18 protein-coding genes are annotated in these 17,732 nt (G+C 67.3%); 12 read left to right on the top strand and 6 right to left on the bottom strand.

Annotated features, from left to right (window positions below):
• Positions 1 to 219 precede the first annotated feature (219 nt).
• Positions 220 to 1,542: a TIGR00366 family protein gene (locus CUJ89_RS24720; RefSeq protein ID WP_114180010.1), complete on the top strand. Its 1,323-nt coding sequence runs from the start codon at positions 220 to 222 to the stop codon at positions 1,540 to 1,542.
• A gap of 130 nt (positions 1,543 to 1,672) precedes the next feature.
• Entirely contained in the window at positions 1,673 to 2,125 is a 453-nt protein-coding gene (locus CUJ89_RS24710) for a type VI secretion system amidase immunity protein Tai4 (protein ID WP_114180009.1), read from the top strand.
• A gap of 85 nt (positions 2,126 to 2,210) precedes the next feature.
• On the opposite strand, the gene CUJ89_RS24705 is transcribed toward CUJ89_RS24710, so the two are convergent.
• Positions 2,211 to 3,632 carry a cytochrome-c peroxidase gene (locus CUJ89_RS24705; protein ID WP_114180008.1) on the bottom strand — a complete coding sequence of 474 codons (1,422 nt, stop codon included), beginning with the start codon at positions 3,630 to 3,632 and terminating at the stop codon, positions 2,211 to 2,213.
• Positions 3,633 to 3,725: 93 nt separating this feature from the next.
• On the bottom strand, positions 3,726 to 5,399 hold the full coding sequence (locus CUJ89_RS24700) for a phospholipase C (RefSeq protein WP_114180007.1): 1,674 nt from the start codon (positions 5,397 to 5,399) through the stop codon (positions 3,726 to 3,728).
• A gap of 402 nt (positions 5,400 to 5,801) precedes the next feature.
• On the opposite strand from CUJ89_RS24700, the gene CUJ89_RS24695 reads away from it, so the two are divergent.
• The gene (locus CUJ89_RS24695; RefSeq protein ID WP_114181542.1) at positions 5,802 to 6,659 is read left to right on the top strand and encodes an EamA family transporter; all 858 of its coding nucleotides are present in this window, start codon (positions 5,802 to 5,804) and stop codon (positions 6,657 to 6,659) included.
• Positions 6,660 to 6,689: 30 nt separating this feature from the next.
• On the opposite strand, the gene CUJ89_RS24690 is transcribed toward CUJ89_RS24695, so the two are convergent.
• A complete protein-coding gene (locus CUJ89_RS24690; RefSeq protein WP_114180006.1) occupies positions 6,690 to 7,163 on the bottom strand; it encodes an Lrp/AsnC family transcriptional regulator in 474 nt (157 codons plus the stop codon).
• Positions 7,164 to 7,482: 319 nt separating this feature from the next.
• Between CUJ89_RS24690 and CUJ89_RS24685 the strand changes: the two genes are divergently transcribed.
• The 6 genes from CUJ89_RS24685 (at position 7,483) to CUJ89_RS24660 (ending at position 11,857) form a co-directional block, all read left to right on the top strand.
• Complete coding sequence (locus CUJ89_RS24685) at positions 7,483 to 8,868, top strand: amino acid permease (protein WP_114180005.1); 1,386 nt, start codon at positions 7,483 to 7,485, stop codon at positions 8,866 to 8,868.
• A gap of 46 nt (positions 8,869 to 8,914) precedes the next feature.
• Complete coding sequence (locus tag CUJ89_RS24680) at positions 8,915 to 10,117, top strand: amino acid aminotransferase (RefSeq protein ID WP_114180004.1); 1,203 nt, start codon at positions 8,915 to 8,917, stop codon at positions 10,115 to 10,117.
• 161 nt (positions 10,118 to 10,278) lie between these two features.
• Positions 10,279 to 10,677: a DUF488 domain-containing protein gene (locus tag CUJ89_RS24675; RefSeq protein WP_114180003.1), complete on the top strand. Its 399-nt coding sequence runs from the start codon at positions 10,279 to 10,281 to the stop codon at positions 10,675 to 10,677.
• A 127-nt stretch (positions 10,678 to 10,804) separates the two neighbouring features.
• Positions 10,805 to 11,095 carry a DUF1488 domain-containing protein gene (locus tag CUJ89_RS24670; protein ID WP_114181541.1) on the top strand — a complete coding sequence of 97 codons (291 nt, stop codon included), beginning with the start codon at positions 10,805 to 10,807 and terminating at the stop codon, positions 11,093 to 11,095.
• A 16-nt stretch (positions 11,096 to 11,111) separates the two neighbouring features.
• Positions 11,112 to 11,351 carry a UDP-glucose 4-epimerase gene (locus tag CUJ89_RS24665; RefSeq protein ID WP_114180002.1) on the top strand — a complete coding sequence of 80 codons (240 nt, stop codon included), beginning with the start codon at positions 11,112 to 11,114 and terminating at the stop codon, positions 11,349 to 11,351.
• Between the two features lie 155 nt (positions 11,352 to 11,506).
• A complete protein-coding gene (locus CUJ89_RS24660) occupies positions 11,507 to 11,857 on the top strand; it encodes a metal ABC transporter ATPase (RefSeq protein ID WP_114180001.1) in 351 nt (116 codons plus the stop codon).
• Positions 11,858 to 11,899: 42 nt separating this feature from the next.
• On the opposite strand, the gene CUJ89_RS24655 is transcribed toward CUJ89_RS24660, so the two are convergent.
• The 3 genes from CUJ89_RS24655 to lhpI all read right to left on the bottom strand — a co-directional run bounded on the left by CUJ89_RS24655 (position 11,900) and on the right by lhpI (position 14,203).
• Positions 11,900 to 12,679, bottom strand: coding sequence for a helix-turn-helix domain-containing protein (locus CUJ89_RS24655; protein ID WP_114180000.1), 780 nt, complete (start codon positions 12,677 to 12,679; stop codon positions 11,900 to 11,902).
• 16 nt (positions 12,680 to 12,695) lie between these two features.
• The gene (locus tag CUJ89_RS24650; protein ID WP_114179999.1) at positions 12,696 to 13,100 is read right to left on the bottom strand and encodes a response regulator transcription factor; all 405 of its coding nucleotides are present in this window, start codon (positions 13,098 to 13,100) and stop codon (positions 12,696 to 12,698) included.
• Between the two features lie 167 nt (positions 13,101 to 13,267).
• The gene (gene lhpI, locus CUJ89_RS24645; RefSeq protein ID WP_114179998.1) at positions 13,268 to 14,203 is read right to left on the bottom strand and encodes a bifunctional Delta(1)-pyrroline-2-carboxylate/Delta(1)-piperideine-2-carboxylate reductase; all 936 of its coding nucleotides are present in this window, start codon (positions 14,201 to 14,203) and stop codon (positions 13,268 to 13,270) included.
• A 262-nt stretch (positions 14,204 to 14,465) separates the two neighbouring features.
• On the opposite strand from lhpI, the gene CUJ89_RS24640 reads away from it, so the two are divergent.
• The 3 genes from CUJ89_RS24640 to lhpH all read left to right on the top strand — a co-directional run bounded on the left by CUJ89_RS24640 (position 14,466) and on the right by lhpH (position 17,519).
• Entirely contained in the window at positions 14,466 to 15,203 is a 738-nt protein-coding gene (locus tag CUJ89_RS24640; RefSeq protein WP_114179997.1) for a FadR/GntR family transcriptional regulator, read from the top strand.
• A gap of 121 nt (positions 15,204 to 15,324) precedes the next feature.
• Positions 15,325 to 16,446 (top strand): branched-chain amino acid ABC transporter substrate-binding protein, encoded by a 1,122-nt coding sequence (locus tag CUJ89_RS24635; RefSeq protein ID WP_114179996.1) that lies wholly within the window; start codon positions 15,325 to 15,327, stop codon positions 16,444 to 16,446.
• Between the two features lie 65 nt (positions 16,447 to 16,511).
• Positions 16,512 to 17,519 (top strand): trans-3-hydroxy-L-proline dehydratase, encoded by a 1,008-nt coding sequence (gene lhpH / locus CUJ89_RS24630; RefSeq protein WP_114179995.1) that lies wholly within the window; start codon positions 16,512 to 16,514, stop codon positions 17,517 to 17,519.
• The last annotated feature ends 213 nt before the right edge of the window (positions 17,520 to 17,732 follow it).

Below are 17,732 nucleotides of genomic sequence, written 5' to 3'. Positions count from 1 at the left end.
GCTCGCGCGCACGGGCGGTTGCTCGAATCCCATACATGCGGCGCCCGGTGCGCCGCGTGTCTTTTTTCTTCCTTCCTGTTTCCCGATCGCATCGCCCGCGCGATCGCGGCCCTGAGCTCCGAAGCGAATTCGCGCGTTCTGTGCAAGAATCCGCGCGGCCCGCGCTTCAACCAACAACGACATGCGCGGGCATCCCGATCAGGAAACGAGGAGCTCAAGTTGATCCAGCGCATTTCCCGCTTCTTCACGCAGGTGGTTCACCGCGTGTTGCCCGACCCGTTGATTTTCGCGATCCTGCTGACGATCGTCACGTTCGCGCTCGCGTTCGGCCTCACGCCGAACACACCCGTTCAACTCACGACGATGTGGGGTTCGGGTTTCTGGAACCTGCTCGCGTTCTCGATGCAGATGGTGATGATCCTCGTCACCGGCCACGCGCTCGCGAGCTCGCCGCCCGTCAAGCGCCTGCTCGTCGCGCTCGCGAGCACCGCGCGCACGCCGGGGCAGGGCGTGATGCTCGTCGCGTTCGTCGGCGCGCTCGCGTGCGCGATCAACTGGGGCTTCGGTCTCGTGCTCGGCGCGATGCTCGCGCGCGAAGTGGCGCGCCGCGTGGCCGGCAGCGACTACCGGCTGCTCGTCGCGTCCGCGTACATGGGCTTCCTGAGCTGGCACGGCGGGCTGTCGGGTTCGGTGCCGCTGGTCGCGGCCACGAAGGGCAATCCGATGGAGAAGACCATCGGGCTGATTCCCGTGTCGCAGACGATCTTCACCGGCTACAACGCGTTCATCACGATCGGCCTGATCGTGATGCTGCCGTTTCTCGCGCGGATGATGATGCCGAAGCCCGGCGACGTCGTCAGCGTCGATCCGGCGCTGCTCGCCGAGCCGCCGAGCGTCGAGCGCAAGCTCGGGCCCGACGCGACGTTCGCGGAACGGCTGGAGGAGAGCCGCGCGCTGTCGGTCTTCGTCGCGGCGCTGTGCGCGGTGTTCCTCGTGCTGAAGTTCGTGCAGAAGGGTTTCTCGCTCGACATCGACACCGTGAACCTCGCGTTTCTCGCCGCCGGCATCCTGCTGCACCGCACGCCGATGGCCTATGCGCGAGCTGTCGCCGGCGCGGCACGCGGCGCGTCGGGGATCATGGTCCAGTTTCCGTTCTACGCGGGCATCCAGGCGCTGATGGATCACTCGGGGCTCGCAGGCGTGATCACGAAGTGGTTCGTCGATATCGCGAACGTGCACACGTTCCCGCTGCTCGCATTCCTGAGTTCGGCCGTGATCAATTTCGCGGTGCCGTCGGGCGGCGGCCATTGGGTCGTGCAGGGCCCGTTCGTGATGCCGGCTGCGCAAGCGCTCGGCGCGGATCTCGGCAAGGCGGCGATGGCGATCGCGTACGGCGAATCGTGGACCAACATGGCGCAGCCGTTCTGGGCGCTGCCCGCGCTGGCGATCGCGGGGCTCGGCGTGCGCGACATCATGGGGTATTGCGTGACGACGCTGCTGTTCTCCGGCGTCATCTTTATCGCGGGCATGTATCTGTTCTGACGGGGCGGGGCGGGAGCGATGCACAGGGCCACGCGACGCTGTTCAATGTCAATACGTGTTACGACCACTGCTATTTCAACGCGCCGGGCGCACGGTATCGTACGGATCGTGCGAATTTTTGGAGCCTGTCATGAAGGGAGCCTGGATCGCGGCTGCGCTGACGTGCGTCGCGATGCATCCTGCGGTGGTTTCCGCGAAGGAGGCAGCGCAAGCGTCACCGGAGGCCGGCTCACGGACTTACATCCAGAACTTCAAGGACATGGTGCTCGCGGAGTGCCTGGCGACCGCTTACAAGCAGGCGCCCGGGGTGAGCAAGGATATCGGCAGCAGCACCAGCGCGTTGCGCGACTGGACCTACTACGACATGGAGCGTGCGCCAGATGTCGTTCAATCGCTCGTTGGCAGCTATCTTGCGCGTGATTACCGGAATCCGGTCGTGGAATCCGAAGTCAAGGACTTGAAGTTCGACTTCCTGAAGTGCATGGATCTTTACCACAGCAAGGCGCTGGACACTGCGGCGCGAAAGCTCGTATTGCGGCCGAACAGCACCTATCGGGCAGAAAACGGACAGAAGCCGCGGTAACCCGATCTGGGAAGGGGCGCGACGCGCGCGCTCCTGCCTCCACGCCCGTGCGCGCCGCTGACCCGGCGCGGCGGTCAACCGGCGCTCAGTATTGCGCCGGCTCGTCGGTCAGCGTGCCGAGGAACGCTTCGATATCCTTGATATCCTGCGCCGTCATCGCGGGCGTGTCGCCCGGCTTGCGATCGAACGGCGCATCGGTCACGTCGACGTTCGCGCGATACTTCGGCGGAATGTCGTCATATTCGTCGACCTTGCCGTCCGCGCCGCGCGAATAGAACTTCTGCGGCGAGATGCTGCGCTCGTTGTAGAACGCCATCACCTGGTCGAGCGTGTGGAACACGCCGTTGTGGAAGAACACATGGCGCGTCGCCGCGTTGCGCAGCGTCGGCGTGAGGAACATCGCGCAATACTGCGTCTGGTCTTTCAGGTCGTCGCGGAACGGCCCGCACACGCCGAGATCGTGGAACGCCGGGTTGCGGTTCTGCGCAAGCGCCTGGTTGCGCGGCGCGCCGAGCGCCTCGTACTGGTAATCGGTCAACATCGGCGGCAGCCCGTCCTTGCCGGGCTTCGACAGGTGGCAGCCCGCGCAATTCGCCTTGTCCGGATCGTTGAACAGGCGCAGCCCGCGCAGCTCGGCCTGCGACAGGCGCGCACGGCCTTCGAGCCAGCGATCGTACTTGCTGTTGTACGGATGGAACGACGGATCCTCGACCTGATAGCGCGCGATCGCGAACATCGCCTCCGACACCGCGAGCTGCGGGCTGTCGAACACGCGCGCGCCGAACAGTTGCTCGAGCTGCGCGCGGTGCGACGACTGCGCGAGCTTGTGCGCGACGTCGTCAACGCTCGCGTTCGCCATCTCGACCGGATTCAGCAGCGGGCCGAACGCCTGCTGCTGCAGCGTATCGGCGCGGCCGTCCCAGAACATCCCGCCCTGCGGCACGAGCTGCGGCGCGGCCGACGTGCCGGCCACCTTCTGCGCCTTGACGACGCCGGCCGCCGACGCGGCCTGCTGCGCGACACTCGGCGCGGCGTCGTTTTCGCCCGCATCGGGGCCGATGCTGAAGTTCGGCTGGCGGTACAGGTACATCAGCGACGGCGGCGGGCGATACCCCTGCTGCGTCATTGCGAGGCCGCCCGGCTGCACGTCGAGCGCGTTCGGCGGGCCGTACGCATGATCGGGGCTGTGGCACGACGCGCACGACTGCTTGCCCGACGCGGACAGCGACGGATCGACGAACAGCGCCCGCCCGAGCTGCGCGACCGCCGACAGCGGCTGCGCGGCGGGCCGCTGCAGCACGACCGGATGCGGGTTCGCGCCCGTCCAGTCGGCGACGACGGTGCCGATCGCCGCGGGCACCTGCGCGGGGAACGCGATCGCGAACCCGCCATAGCCGAGCACGGCCGCACCGAGCACGCACGCCGCGCGGCGCAGCAGGCGGGAAGAGGAACGTGGCGCGGGGGTGCCGGAGGCGTCGGGAGACGGGAACGCGGGACGAGCTGTCATGCTGTCGGTCGGAAATCGGGCGCCGCACGAAACGGCGCGTTAAATGGAAACGGCCGGCGCGTGATGCGCCGGCCTGCGGTCAACGAACGACGGTCAGATCGACGGTGCCGCGCTCAGTGCGGTGCCGAGCGTCGGGTCGAGGTACAGCGGCGTCGTGTTCGGCTTCGACGTGAAGTCGAACAGCCCGCGCAGGTCGCCCGCCGTCGCATCGAACGAACCGCCGCCGATGCGCTGGCCGCCGAGCCAGTTGTCCTCGATGAAGCGTACGACGGACGACTGGTCGACCATCGTGTGGTCGACATAGTTCTGCTTCGCGTACGGCGAGATCACGATCAGCGGAATCCGCACCCCCGGGCCGCAGCGGCCGTTCACGGTCGCGCCGTTCACGCCGGTGGTGCCGCCCGTGCCGCACTTGCCGCTGCCGCTGACCTGGTCGACCGGGTCGGACGACGCGCGGGTCGGCGCCGTGTACACGTGGTCGTACCAGCCGTCCGAGTCGTCATAGGTGACGATCACGGCCGTGTTCTGCCAGTCCGGCTGCTGTTGCAGGAAGTTGACGACCTTCGTCACGAACGCCTGCTCGTCGAGCGGATCCGAATAGCCCGCATGCGCGTCTTGCGCAGCCGGCGCCTTCAGGAAGCTGACCGACGGGAAGTTGCCGGCCTTCACGGCTGCGAAGAAGTCGTCCGAGTCGTACTGGTGGTTCGCGGGTTCGGCCGTCTTGCCGTCGGCTTCGAGGCTCGAACCGATCGCCGCGACCGCGCTCGGGCGCGTGTGCTGCGGGTTCGACGTCGACGCGTAGTACTGGAACCAGTTGTGGTGCGGAATGTAGTCCGACGTCGCGGCGTTCACGGCGGTGGCGACCGTGCTGCGGGCGCAGCCCGTCGTACCGTTGCCGTTGGTCGTCGACAGGTTGAAGCCGCCCATGAAGCCGCCCCACGTGATCTTCGCGCCGTTCAGCAGGTCGCCGATGTTCTTGCCGCTCATCATCGCCTGGTCGGTCGTGCTCGAACACACGTCGAAGCCGGGGTCGACGTCGTTGATCATCGTGAAGCCGCCCTGGCCGTCGTTGATGTAGTACGAGCTCTTCGCGAGCGTCGACGGCTGCGCCGACGTCTTGACGATCTGCATCCCGTTGGTCTGGCCCGACACGACGTTCAGCGCGCCCGGCGTCGACGGGCCGTACGACGTCGTGTACATGTTGTCGCTCATCGCGAAGCGCTGCGCGTAGTTCCACAGCGCGGTCACGGTGTTGCCGTCGAAGTAGCCCATCACCTGGCCCTTCGTGCCGAACGCGCCGGCGCCGCCGGACGAGCCCTTGCCGGTGTATTTCGGGAACAGGTCGGCCAGGCCGTTGTCCTCGGCTTGCTGCTCGGCCGTGTACGCGTGGTTCTGGTCGGCGGTCGCGGCCTGCGTGCGGTCGAGGCGGAACGGGTTCGCCGCGTCGGTGCCGTTGGCGGTGTTCGTGAAGTTCGGGTTCGCGGTAAGCAGCGTGCCCGTCAGGCCGTTGGGCGTCGGCGTGCCGGATTTCGCGGTGAACGCCGGTTCGCCCGACGGGTTCGTCGCGTTCGGGTAGGTGCCGAAGTAGTGGTCGAACGAGATGTTTTCGCCATAGATCACGACGACGTGCTTGATCGGCGTGGCGGTCTGCAGCGCATCCTGCGACGACACGGCGGGCGTCGACGTGGGATCGTCGCTGCCGCCGCAGGCGAACAGCGCCAGCGCTGCGGCTGCGCACGCGGTGACGAGCAAGGCTTGACGGAACATCGGGAAACTCCAGGTAAGGTCTTCGATGGTGGAGAGCGGCCCCGTCGCCGTGTCGGTTCGGCGCGAAGCTCGTGAGGGAGCACGCGCATTGGAACAGTCGCGTATGAAGTTATGGGGACGGAGTGATTTCGCGACGATTGCGCTGCGGTATCGATTTCATTACGGTGCAACGCGATGCGAAAGAGAACGGAAAGGGGCAGACCGCATGCAACCTCCGCGTCACATTCCGCCGCACGCCGGTCCGCCGCTGCGGACGCCGCGCGGGGCGGGCGACAGGGCGCGGTCGGCCGGTTCGGGACAGACGCGGTGCGCGTCGCTTTTTTGACAATCCGGTTACGCATTCATACGATGGATGCCGGTCGCGCGCATGGCGCGACTTCCGACTGTCATGGAGTATTCAGCGTGCCGATCCCCGTTCTGTTTGCCGTTCTGTGCGCGGCGTTCCTGCATGCGTCATGGAACGCGCTCGTTCGCAGCAGCGGCGACCGATTGCGATCGGCCACGGTGCTGCAGATCGCAATCGGGCTGTTCGCGCTGCTGTTCCTGCCGGGCGCCGCGCCGATCACGCCCGCGAGCTGGCTCTGCGTCGTCGCATCGGCCGTGATCCACGTCGTCTATACGCTGCTGCTCGTGCGCGCGTACGAGCACGGCGACCTGACCGTCGCATACCCGGTCGCGCGCGGCACCGCGCCGCTGCTCGTCACGCTCGGTGCGGCGGCGTTCGCGGGCGAGCACCTGAACGTCGGCGCGCAGGGCGGGCTGATGCTGATCTGCGCGGGCATCATGGCGATCGGTCTGGAACGCGGGCGCGGCGCGAAGCACCGGATGATGCAGGTGCTGCCGACCGCGTTCGCGACCGGCGTGTCGATCGCGGCTTACAGCGTGGTCGACGGGATCGGCGTGCGGGAGAGCGGCAACACGGTCGGCTATACCGCGTGGATGTTCGTGTTGACGGGCGTGATGATGGCCGCGTACTACCGGCTGCGTGCGGGGCCGTTGCGCCTGACGCAGGATGTCGGCGAAACGGCGAAGGCTGCGTGCGGCGGGGTGTTCGCCGCGCTCGCGTACGGCATCGTGATCTGGGCGATGGATCGCGCGCCGATGGGCCCCGTGTCGGCGCTGCGCGAAACGAGCGTGGTGTTCGCGGCGCTGATTGCGCGCGTGTATCTCGGCGAGCGGCTGACGCCGCGCCGTGCGGCCGGCTGCGCGGTGATCGCGGCCGGTGCGCTGCTGATCAGCGCGTTCGAAGCGGTGCGCTGACCGCGCGCGTCGAACGCGCGGCCCGCCGCGTCAGCTTTCAACCGGCATCGCGCTCGTGCACTTGATTTCGTCCAGGCAAACGCTGGAGTGAACGCCGCTCACGCCGGGGATCCGCATCAGCGTTTCGAGCAGGAACCGGGACAACCCCTTCAGGTCGTGCGCGACGACCTTCAGTACGTAGTCGATGTCGCCCGTCACGGAAAAACACTCTTGGATCTGCGCGAGATCGGAGACCAGTTTCTGGAACTTCGACAGGTCGCGGATATGCCCGCGCTCCATCGTCACGTGCACGAACGCGGTCACGCCGAAGCCGAGCGTGTCGGGACAGAGCCGGGTTTCGTAGCGGCGGATCGCGCCGATTTCTTCCAGCCGCCGGTGGCGCCGCAGCGTCTGCGCGGGTGACAGGCCGACGGCCTTCGCCAGATCGAGGTTCGACGCGCGGCCGTTCTCCTGCAGGATCGAAAGCAAGTGGCGGTCGATGCGGTCGAGAGCCGGTTCAGGCATTTTTATTTCCTCATTTGTCTCCTGGATGCAATCTTATCTCATAATGTAGGGTTTGCATGAACGAGTTACGAAACCCGATTTCGTCGTCGCGGCGCTAAACTGACGCCGGATTTTCGTGGGCGGCCGCAGCAATGCGGCATGGGCGACAAGTCGGCGGCCGGTCTGGCGGGCACGCCGACAGGAATCGGGCGCCGCCACGCGAAGATTGCAGTCCCCAACCCGGTGGCTCCACGAACGGCCGCCGGCACAGCAAAACAGCGCCCGGCACACCGAGGCGCGCCGCGCCGCTTCCGGCGGAGGCGGACAGAGTGGAGAAGACATGGTTTCTGGAAACGAGAGCGACGGCCTGAAGCGCGGGCTGAAGAACCGGCACATCCAGCTGATTGCGCTCGGCGGCGCGCTCGGCACGGGGCTGTTCCTCGGTATCGCGCAGACGATCAAGATGGCGGGCCCGTCGGTGCTGCTCGGCTATGCGGTGGCCGGCATCGTCGCGTTCTTCATCATGCGCCAGCTCGGCGAGATGGTCGTCGACGAGCCCGTCGCGGGTTCGTTCAGCTACTTCGCCGACAAGTACTTCGGCCACTTCACGGGCTTCCTGTCCGGCTGGAACTACTGGGTGCTGTATATCCTCGTCAGCATGGCCGAGCTGTCGGCCGTCGGGATCTACGTGCAGTACTGGTGGCCGGGCGTGCCGACCTGGGTGTCCGCGCTCGTGTTCTTCGTCGTCATCAACCTGATCAACCTGACCAGCGTGAAGTCGTACGGCGAGACGGAATTCTGGTTCTCGATCATCAAGGTCGCCGCGATCGTCGGGATGATCGGCTTCGGCGGCTGGCTGCTCGCGAGCGGCCATGCAGGGCCGGAGGCCAGCGTCCGGAACCTGTGGCAGCACGGCGGCTTCTTCCCGAACGGCGTGTCGGGCCTCGTGATGTCGATGGCCGCGATCATGTTCTCGTTCGGCGGGCTCGAGCTCGTCGGCATCACGGCGGCCGAGGCCGACGATCCGAAGCACAGCATCCCGCGCGCGACCAACCAGGTGATCTACCGCATCCTGATTTTCTACATCGGCGCGCTCGCCGTGCTGCTGTCGCTGTATCCGTGGGAGAAGGTCGTCAGCGGCGGCAGCCCGTTCGTGCTGATCTTCCATGCGCTGAGCAGCAACCTGGTCGCGAACGTGCTGAACGTCGTTGTGCTGACGGCCGCGCTGTCGGTCTACAACAGCGGCGTGTACTGCAACAGCCGGATGCTGTTCGGCCTCGCGCGGCAGGGCAATGCGCCGAAGGTGCTGTGCTCGGTGAACAAGCGCGGCATTCCGCTCGCTGCGCTCGGCGCGTCGGCACTCGCGACCGGCGCGTGCGTGCTGGTCAACTACTTCATGCCGGGCAAGGCGTTCGAGGTGCTGATGGGCCTCGTCGTGTCGGCGCTGATCATCAACTGGGCGATGATCAGCCTGATCCACCTGAAGTTCCGCCAGGCCAAGCGCGCGGCCGGGGAGGAGACTTCCTTCCGCAGTCTGGGCTATCCTTTCACGAATTACCTGTGCCTGGCATTCATGGCCGGCATTCTCGTCGTGATGTACCTGACGCCGGATCTCCGCCTGTCGGTGTACCTGATCCCGGTATGGCTCGCGGTGCTCGCGATCGGGTATCGCTTCCGTCAGAAGAATGCAGGCTATGCGATGCGCGACGGCGCGTCCGCACGCTGACGCAGGCCACCACCGACCATTCTTCCAAACGAGACCGACTCAAGCCATGTTCGAACACATCGACGCGTACCCGGGCGACCCGATCCTGACGCTCAACGAGAACTTCCAGAAAGATCCGCGCGACCAGAAGGTCAACCTGAGCATCGGGATCTACTTCGACGCCGAAGGCCGGATTCCGGTGATGGACGCCGTACGCGAAGCCGAAACCGCGCTGCAGCGCGATATCGGCGCGAAGCCTTACCTGCCGATGGTCGGCCTGCCCGCGTATCGCGACGCCGTGCAGGCGCTCGTGTTCGGCGCCGATCACCCGGCCCGCGCGGCCGGCCGCATCGCGACCGTGCAGACGCTGGGCGGCTCGGGCGCGCTGAAGGTGGGCGCCGATTTCCTGAAGCGCTATTTCCCGGACGCGCAGGTGTGGCTCAGCGATCCGAGCTGGGAAAATCACCGCTTCATCTTCGAGCGTGCCGGCTTCACGGTGAACACGTATCCGTACTACGACGAGGCGACGGGCGGCCTGAAGTTCGATGCGATGCTCGCGGCGATCGACGCGCTGCCGGCGCGCAGCATCGTGCTGCTGCACGCGTGCTGCCATAACCCGACCGGCGTCGATCTCGATGAAGGCCAGTGGGAGAAGCTGATCGACGTGATCGAGGCGCGCGGGCTGCTGCCGTTCGTCGACATGGCGTACCAGGGCTTCGGCGCGGGCCTCGACGCGGACGCGTTCGCGGTGCGCGAACTGGGCCGCCGCGGCGTGCCGGCGCTCGTCGCAAACTCGTTCTCGAAAAACTTCTCGCTGTACGGCGAGCGCGTGGGCGGCCTGAGCGTCATCTGCGAAGATGCGGCCGCCGCCGACCGCGTGCTCGGCCAGCTGGCCGGCGCCGTGCGTTCGAACTACAGCAACCCGCAAACCTACGGTGCGAAGGTCGTGGCGGCCGTGCTCGGCACGCCCGCGCTGCGCAAGCAGTGGGAAGAGGAACTGTCGGCGATGTGCCGCCGCATCGCGCGGATGCGCCAGTCGATCCATGACGGCCTGCGCGACCACGTCAGCGGCGAAGCGCTCACGCGCTACGTGAAGCAGCGCGGGATGTTCACGTACACGGGCCTGACCGAATCGCAGGTCGACGCGCTGCGCGAAGTGCACGGCGTGTATATCCTTCGTTCGGGCCGGATGTGCGTGGCGGGCCTGAACGACTCGAACGTCGGCATCGTCGCGGACGCGATCGGCAAGGTGCTGAAGAGCGGCGTCTGATTGCCGCGCGCCCGGCGCGCCACGCTGCTGGCCGAACCGGCTGTTTCCCGTCGCGGAGGCAGCCGGTTTTTTGTTGCGCGGCCGCAGTGCGCGCTACCGGCTGACGCGGGCGCAGGCGCGGGGGTACGATCACGGAATCGGACGCAAGACAGAGGAGCGACATGGGCATTCGGATCATCCAGCTCGGCACGCCGCGCGCGGCCGGCGAGGGCCTGCGGATCGGGACGGTGCGGCGGCCGCCGCGCGGCGTGCCGAAGGCGGAATTCGCGTCGCGCAACTACTATGATGTATGGTTGCCGACGCTGTCGCCGAGCCCCGAACTCGTCGCGCAGGCGCAGGCCGCCGAAACCGACGCCGAATGGCACGCGTTCAAGCGCCACTTCCGCGCGGAAATGGCGCATGGCGACCCGGCGAAGGTGCTGGACCTGCTGGCGGCGCTGTCGGCGACCACCGCGTTCTCGATCGGCTGCTACTGCGACGACGAGCGCCATTGCCACCGCAGCGTGCTGCGCGAGCTGCTCGCGGAGCGCGGCGCGGCAATCGAGCCCGGCGCGGGCTGAAGCGGCGTTGCGCTACCGCGCCGGCACGAGGCTGTGCCGTCATCATGCGGTGCAGCGAACCGGTTGACGTGGGTCAAGCGCGCGGCCGCGCGCGCCACTATGCTCTCGTCATGGAGCCATCACGATGATGACAGGCGAACAGATGCAGATCGTCTTCCCGCCGGAGCCGCCCGAATATTGCGCGCGCGACCTGGTCGTCGCGTTTTCGGCGCTGGTCGACGGACGTTGCGTGCAGTGCGCGATCACGGCCGAGGCGCTGGAAGACCATTTCGGCGCACCGTCGCTGCTGGAGCGCGACCTGCTGGTCGCGTTCGACGCGCACCGGCCGGCGATCGAGGCGATGGCACGACGGATGCTCGAGGAAATCGGCGGCCGGCCGGTGCTGTTGCACAGCGGCCACTTCCGGCTCGAAGACTGATACCGCAGGAGGGCGCATGACACTGCAAGGCAACATTCACGAACGCGACTGGTCGGTCGAAGTCGAGACGCGCCCATGCGAATCGGGCGAGTTCCGCTGCCGCGTGTCGGTCGAGCACGGCAGCGGCGCCGCGCGCTTTCATCACACGTTCGAGCACAGCCATGCGTATCCGACCGAGCGCGAGGCGATGATCGAAGGGCTGCGGGCCGGAATGACGTGGATCGAGATGAAGACGTCGCAGATATTCAATGTATGAACGATCCCGTGCCGACGAAGGCGCGGGCGGACTATCGGCCGGGCAGCGATCTGAGAATCCGCGCCGCGCCACGGGAAACGCGTGCCGCCGCATTTAGGTGCGGGCGGCGCGAGCAAGGCGGTCGACGAGCGGGCGGCCCCGTCAGGAGAGACGACATGGGCGTGGGCATGCAGATCGCCTGCCTCGGATTCACGGGTTCCGCCGCGGTGGAAGCCGAAGCCGGCGTGCAGCTGGTACGGCTCGAACGGTTCCGCGGGTTGATCAGCGGCTGCCACCTCGAAATCGAATCGCGCGCTGCGGCCGATGGCGTACGCCTGTATGGCGTGCGGCTCGAGCTGGTGATGCACGACGCGGCGCTCAGGCCGCTGCCGCCGTGTGTCGGCGACAACATGGACGACGCGCTGCGCCGCGCATTCGCGCAGGCAGAACAGGCGCTGATCGCGTGGCAGGCGGGCGGTGAAAGGGTGGCGCTGCGCGACGCAGCGGCCAGTGGCACGGCGCAGTGACGCATGGCGCGCCACGCCGCGCGCGCCATGCGGCGTTGTGCGTCAGACTCGCGCGAGCGCTTGCGCGTCGATGATGCGCACGCGCTTGCCGCGCGTGTCGACCAACGCGTCGCGATGGAACCGCGAGAACATCCGGCTGACGGTTTCGAGCTTCATCCCGAGATAGCAGCCGATTTCCTCGCGCGTCATCCGCAAGTTGAATTCCGTCGCCGAATAGCCGCGCGCCTCGAAGCGCGACGACAGGTTCAGCAGGAAATGCGCGACGCGCTGTTCGGCCGACATCGTGCCGAGCAGCAGCATCTGGCTCGATTCGCGGACGATCTCGCTACTCAGCATCTGGTAGAGGAAATGCTGCATCGGCTTCATTTCGCGGCACGCCGCTTCGAGCGCGCCGAACGGGATGATGCACACGACGCTGTCTTCCAGCGCGATCGCGTCGCAGCAGTGCTGGCCGCCGCCGATACCGTCCATCCCGAGCGTTTCGCCGGGAATCTGGAAGCCCGTCACGTGCTCGCGGCCGTCGCGATGCATCATCACCGTCTTGAACGAACCCGCGCGCACCGCATAGATGCTCTGGAACGGATCGTCGGTGCGGAACAGCGCGTCGCCCTGGCGAACCTGCCGGGTCGTGCAGATGATCGCGTCGAGGCGGCCGTACTCGGCCGCCGTCAGGTGCGGCGGCAGGCACATCGAGCGCATCGCGCAGACCGAGCAGCGCGCGGCGGGATGCTTGGCGGCGTCGGCGCGCGCGACCGCTCGAAGCGGGATCATCGGCCGGGGCGCAACGGGTACGTCGGCGGCGCAGGCGGTGGCGGTGGACATGAGTCGCTCCGGCTCGTCAGGGGCGGTGCGCGCGAGCGTGCACCAGGGATTCGATGACATGGCATGCGGCGTCGAATTCGGCGGTCTTGTCGAAGAAGTAGTCGGCTCCGGCCGTCGCGCATGCCTCTCTGAATGCCGGTGCCGAGTGATTCGTCAGCACGATCGTGACGATGCGCGGCGCGGCCTTCGACAGCATCCCGATCAGGTCGAGGCCGCTGCCGTCCGCGAGCCGCAGGTCGACGATCACCACGTCCGCCTGGCTGCTGCGAATATGCGTCCACGCGTCCTGGCCGTCTTCCGCTTCGCCCACGACGGCGACGCCGCGGATCGCGCCGACGAGCAGCGCGATCCGCTGCCGGACGGCGACGGCGTGATCGACGAGGAACACCCGGAGCGCGGCGGGTGAAAGGCTGGCATTCATGCCGGCAGTATCGTGTTGCGCCGCCGAAAATGAAATCGGCCGAATTGGAAGTTTGTGTAGGCCGCTACGACGCGGTGTAGGGCGTTTCCTACAGCGCGTACGGGAAAGCGCCGGAGCGGTCCCGATATTGCGATGCCGCAACGCGGCCGGCGGGCTTCGCCGCCGGATCAGCCGGCCTGGCGCGCTTCCAGTGCATCGCGTGCGGTGCGGCACGCGGCCAGATCCCACGCGGCACAGCCGACGCTCTTGAACAGCAGCGGCCCGCTGCGGGCGAATGTGCCATTCAGCACGTCGGCGAGCGATGCGACGTCCCGCCAGTCGACCTGCGCGACGATCAGGTCGCCGGCCTCGTGGCGCGCGCCGGCCGGATCGTCGACCACGAGCCGGCTGCCATGCACCGTGTTCGCATCGATCTCGGCCGCGTCCGCGGTGAACGCGCCGACGCCGACCACGAGCCGGCCTTCGCGCGCGGCTTCGCGGTAGACGGGCGTACGGCTCGTCGTCAGCGTGACGACGACATCGATCGCATAGGGAATCGCGTCGCCGTCGAGCGGCGCGAGCCGCGGCGCATGCGCGCGCTGCGCGGCGCAGAATGCGGCCGTGCCGTCGGCGCGGGTGCCGCGCACGTGAAGACGTGCGTCCGGAAAGATCGCCGCGAGCGCTTCCGCGTGATTGGCCGCCTGCTTGCCGGTGCCGATCAGCAGGATGTCGTGCGGCGCGGCGCCATGCAACGCCTGGATGCCGAGCGCCGTGATGGCCGCCGTGCGGCGGCCGGTGACCGTCGGGCCGTCGAGCACGAAGCGCATCTCGCCCGTGGTCGCGTCGTACGCGGTTACCTGGCCGAGTATCGTCGGCAGCCCGCGGGCGCCGTTGCCGGGGCACACGTTCACGAGCTTGTGGGTCGCGAGGTCGCGCGCGCTCGACGGCATCGACAGCATCACGCCGCCGGCCTGCAGCGGCACGACCAGGCGCTCGGGGCTGACGATCTCGCCCGCCGCATAGTCGGCGACGGCTTGCCTGAGCGTGGCGAGCAGCGCCGGGTAGTCGAGCAGCGCGGCCGTGTCGGCCGCATCGAAAACAGGAATCCGGGAAAGGGCGGTCATCGTGTACGTCGTATGCGTCGGTGAGCGTGGACGACGGGCGCATGACGCGCCCGCCACGGGCTGCCGGATACCGCGATACAGGGCAGTGTGGATCAAATCTATACCACTTGTTGGCGTACCAGCAACCCAAAAAATAAAGCGCCTCGCCGATTTTGGTTCTAATATCTGTCCAGAAGGAGCGCCGTGGCTCGATGTCCGAGCCGCTCCGGTATAGTGCGAACCCATTCCAGATTCACGCCCGTGATCGGGCAGGAGCCAAACGATGATGTCCGCGCGTCCCGAATCACTCGAAGGCGGTTTCAGGCCGCTGCAGATCTACGAGCAGGTTGCCGAGAAGATCCGCGACGAGATCCGCGCGGGGCGCTATGCGGCCGAGTCGCGGCTGCCGTCCGAGCGCGAGCTCGCGGGCCTGTTCCAGGTCGGCCGGCCGGCCGTGCGCGAAGCGCTCGGTGCGCTGCAGAACGAAGGGCTCGTGTTCACGAAGCGCAATTCGGGCACCTATGTCGTCGCGTCGCCGCTCGACGTGCTTACGCAGCGCGGCGACCTGCGCGCGGCGTCCGAGGCCGACTTCAGCCCGACGTCGACGCTCGACGTGCGGCTGATCCTGGAGCCCGCGATCGCGCGCCTCGCGGCCGCGCACGGCCGCGCCGACCCCGGCGCCGAGCGCTATCTCGCGCAGATGGAAACCATCACCGACGTCGACGATCCGCACCAGCGCGCGCTGTGGAACGAGAGCGACCGGCTGTTCCACCGGCAGCTCGCGCTGATGACCGGCGACGCGCTGATGGTGAAGATCGCGGACGAAGTCGCGAAGACGATGGACCAGCCGCTGTGGAAGCGGCTGAAGGACGACGGCATCTACGATGCGGGCCGGGTCCGGCTCTACGTGTCCGAGCACCGGCTGATCTACGAGGCGATCGTGTCGGGCGACGCCGACGCGGCGGCGTTCTATGTCGAGCAGCACATCCGCCGCGTGCGGCGCGACATCGCGCCGAAGTGACGGGCGCGGCGTCGTTCTGGTATGAAAGTTGACCAGAACCCTGAAAATTATTTTGAAATTGCTTGCGATGTGACCACGCGTATCCTACATTGGTTTCACACAAAACCAATCAGGAGACATCATGCGACACCTCGTTACCGCGCTCTCGGTGGCTGTTGCCGCCGGCGCGCTGACTTCCGCGCACGCGCAGGAAGTCGTGATGATCGGCCATTCGGCGCCGCTGACCGGCCCGCAGGCCGCGAACGGCAAGGACAATGAAAACGGCGCGCGGCTCGCCATCGACGAGCTCAACAAGGCCGGCGTGAAGGTCGCCGGCAAGACGGTCACGTTCAAACTGGTTTCCGACGACGACCAGGCCGACCCGAAGGCCGGCGTGCAGGTTGCGCAGAACCTCGTCGACAAGGGTGTCGTCGCGGTGCTCGGGCCGTACAACTCGGGCGTCGCGATCCCGGCGTCGCGTGTGTATGCGAACGCCGGCGTGCCGATGCTGCCGGTCGCGTCGAATCCGGCGCTCACGCGGCAGGGCTTCAAGAACATCTTCCGGATCGGCGCGAGCGACGAACAGCTCGGCGGCACGATGGCCACGTTCGCCGCGAAGACGCTGAACGCGAAGACCGCCGCCGTGATCGACGATCGCACTGCGTACGGGCAGGGCGTCGCCGAGCAGTTCTCGAACGTCGCGAAGGCGAACGGGATCAAGATCGTCGACCAGGAATACACGAGTTCGTCGGCCACCGATTTCCTCGGCATTCTCACCAAGATCAAGGCCAGCAACCCCGACGTGATCTTCCTCGGCGGCTATGCGGCGCAAGGCGCGCCGATGGCCAAGCAGATGAAGCAGCGCGGGCTGCGCGCGAAGCTGCTCGGCGGCGACGGCATCTGCTCGGCCGACATGGGCAAGGTCGCGGGCGAAGCGGCGTCGATCGTCTACTGCGCGCAGGGCGGCGTCGCGCTCGAAAAGACGCCGGCCGGGCGCGAATTCCTGAAAAAGTACCACGACGCCTATCACACGGATACGCAGGTCTACGGCGTCAACTACTACGACGGCGTGAAGCTGCTCGCCGACGCGATGGTCAAGGCCGGCACGACCACCGACAAGGCGAAGCTGATCGCGCAGCTCGCGAAATCGAACTATGCGGGCGTCGCGGGCACCTATTCGTTCGACGCGAAGGGCGACCTGAAGGGCGCGCCGACGAGCGTCTACGTGATCCGCAACGGCCTGCCGGAGCCGTACGCGAAATAACCGGCCGGCCTGCCACCGGACGGCGGCCCGACCGCCGTCCTTCGTTTCCACGCATTCGTTCGCCCATGAAAATTTCCCGATCCCTTTCCACCGTCGAAGTCCATACGGGCGGAGAAGCGTTCCGCATCGTCACGAGCGGGCTGCCGCGCCTGCCCGGCGACACGATCGTCCAGCGCCGCGCGTGGCTCAAGGAGAACGCCGACGAAATCCGCCGCGCGCTGATGTTCGAACCGCGCGGCCACGCCGACATGTACGGCGGCTACCTGACCGAGCCCGTGTCGCCGAACGCCGATTTCGGCGTGATCTTCGTGCACAACGAAGGCTACAGCGACCATTGCGGGCATGGCGTGATCGCGCTGTCGACCGCGGCGGTCGAGCTCGGCTGGGTGCAGCGCACGGCTCCGGAAACGCGGGTCGGCATCGACGCGCCATGCGGCTTCATCGAGGCCTTCGTCAAGTGGGACGGCGAGCATGCAGGGCCCGTGCGCTTCGTCAACGTGCCGTCGTTCATCTGGCGGCGCGACGTGTCGGTCGAGACGCCGTCGTTCGGTACCGTGACCGGCGACATCGCGTATGGCGGCGCGTTCTACTTCTACGTCGACGGCGCACCGTTCGACCTGCCGGTGCGTGAGTCGGCGGTCGAGAAGCTGATTCGCTTCGGCGCAGAAGTGAAGGCCGCGGCGAACGCGAAGTATCCGGTCGTGCATCCCGATATTCCGGAAATCAACCATATCTACGGCACGATCATCGCCAACGCGCCGCGCCATCCGGGCTCGACGCAGGCGAACTGCTGCGTGTTCGCGGATCGCGAGGTCGACCGCTCGCCGACCGGCTCCGGCACCGGCGGGCGCGTTGCGCAGTTGTACCAGCGCGGGCTGCTCGCGGCCGGCGACACGCTCGTCAACGAATCGATCGTCGGCACGATCTTCAAGGGGCGCGTGCTGCGCGAGACGACGGTCGGCGACATCCCGGCCGTGATCCCGGAAGTGGAGGGCAGCGCGCATATCTGCGGGTTCGCGAACTGGATCGTCGACGAGCGCGATCCGCTGACCTACGGTTTTCTCGTGCGCTGAGTCGTGGCGCCGATCGGCCGCCGTCGCGCGGCTACCCGGTTGTGGTACCAGGCTTGGCGCGTCGTTCCCGTTGCGGGGCGCGCGCCTTTTTTGCGTGTGAACGGCCGCGAAGCCGTGCGGTGGGCGCAGGCGCAATGCCGCCGCGGGCCGGCGGGCCGCGCGAGTTTTGGTACGATGCACCCTTTTCAGCCGAACCCCCACCCGCGTGAATCG

Source organism: Burkholderia pyrrocinia, assembly GCF_003330765.1.
GTDB lineage: Bacteria > Pseudomonadota > Gammaproteobacteria > Burkholderiales > Burkholderiaceae > Burkholderia > Burkholderia pyrrocinia_B.
Note: the sequence above shows the minus strand (reverse complement) of the source record. Positions and strands in the feature narration are given on the sequence as shown.

What these genes read in the sequence shown, in the direction of transcription:
- lhpI (WP_114179998.1), bottom strand. Translation starts at nt 14,203, where the DNA reads ATGACCGCCCTTTCCCGGATTCCTGTTTTCGATGCGGCCGACACGGCC.
- CUJ89_RS24670 (WP_114181541.1), top strand. Translation starts at nt 10,805, where the DNA reads ATGACAGGCGAACAGATGCAGATCGTCTTCCCGCCGGAGCCGCCCGAA.
- CUJ89_RS24665 (WP_114180002.1), top strand. Translation starts at nt 11,112, where the DNA reads ATGACACTGCAAGGCAACATTCACGAACGCGACTGGTCGGTCGAAGTC.
- CUJ89_RS24700 (WP_114180007.1), bottom strand. Translation starts at nt 5,399, where the DNA reads ATGTTCCGTCAAGCCTTGCTCGTCACCGCGTGCGCAGCCGCAGCGCTG.
- CUJ89_RS24710 (WP_114180009.1), top strand. Translation starts at nt 1,673, where the DNA reads ATGAAGGGAGCCTGGATCGCGGCTGCGCTGACGTGCGTCGCGATGCAT.
- CUJ89_RS24635 (WP_114179996.1), top strand. Translation starts at nt 15,325, where the DNA reads ATGCGACACCTCGTTACCGCGCTCTCGGTGGCTGTTGCCGCCGGCGCG.
- CUJ89_RS24685 (WP_114180005.1), top strand. Translation starts at nt 7,483, where the DNA reads ATGGTTTCTGGAAACGAGAGCGACGGCCTGAAGCGCGGGCTGAAGAAC.
- CUJ89_RS24690 (WP_114180006.1), bottom strand. Translation starts at nt 7,163, where the DNA reads ATGCCTGAACCGGCTCTCGACCGCATCGACCGCCACTTGCTTTCGATC.
- CUJ89_RS24680 (WP_114180004.1), top strand. Translation starts at nt 8,915, where the DNA reads ATGTTCGAACACATCGACGCGTACCCGGGCGACCCGATCCTGACGCTC.
- CUJ89_RS24660 (WP_114180001.1), top strand. Translation starts at nt 11,507, where the DNA reads ATGGGCGTGGGCATGCAGATCGCCTGCCTCGGATTCACGGGTTCCGCC.
- CUJ89_RS24655 (WP_114180000.1), bottom strand. Translation starts at nt 12,679, where the DNA reads ATGTCCACCGCCACCGCCTGCGCCGCCGACGTACCCGTTGCGCCCCGG.
- CUJ89_RS24705 (WP_114180008.1), bottom strand. Translation starts at nt 3,632, where the DNA reads ATGACAGCTCGTCCCGCGTTCCCGTCTCCCGACGCCTCCGGCACCCCC.
- lhpH (WP_114179995.1), top strand. Translation starts at nt 16,512, where the DNA reads ATGAAAATTTCCCGATCCCTTTCCACCGTCGAAGTCCATACGGGCGGA.
- CUJ89_RS24640 (WP_114179997.1), top strand. Translation starts at nt 14,466, where the DNA reads ATGATGTCCGCGCGTCCCGAATCACTCGAAGGCGGTTTCAGGCCGCTG.
- CUJ89_RS24675 (WP_114180003.1), top strand. Translation starts at nt 10,279, where the DNA reads ATGGGCATTCGGATCATCCAGCTCGGCACGCCGCGCGCGGCCGGCGAG.
- CUJ89_RS24650 (WP_114179999.1), bottom strand. Translation starts at nt 13,100, where the DNA reads ATGAATGCCAGCCTTTCACCCGCCGCGCTCCGGGTGTTCCTCGTCGAT.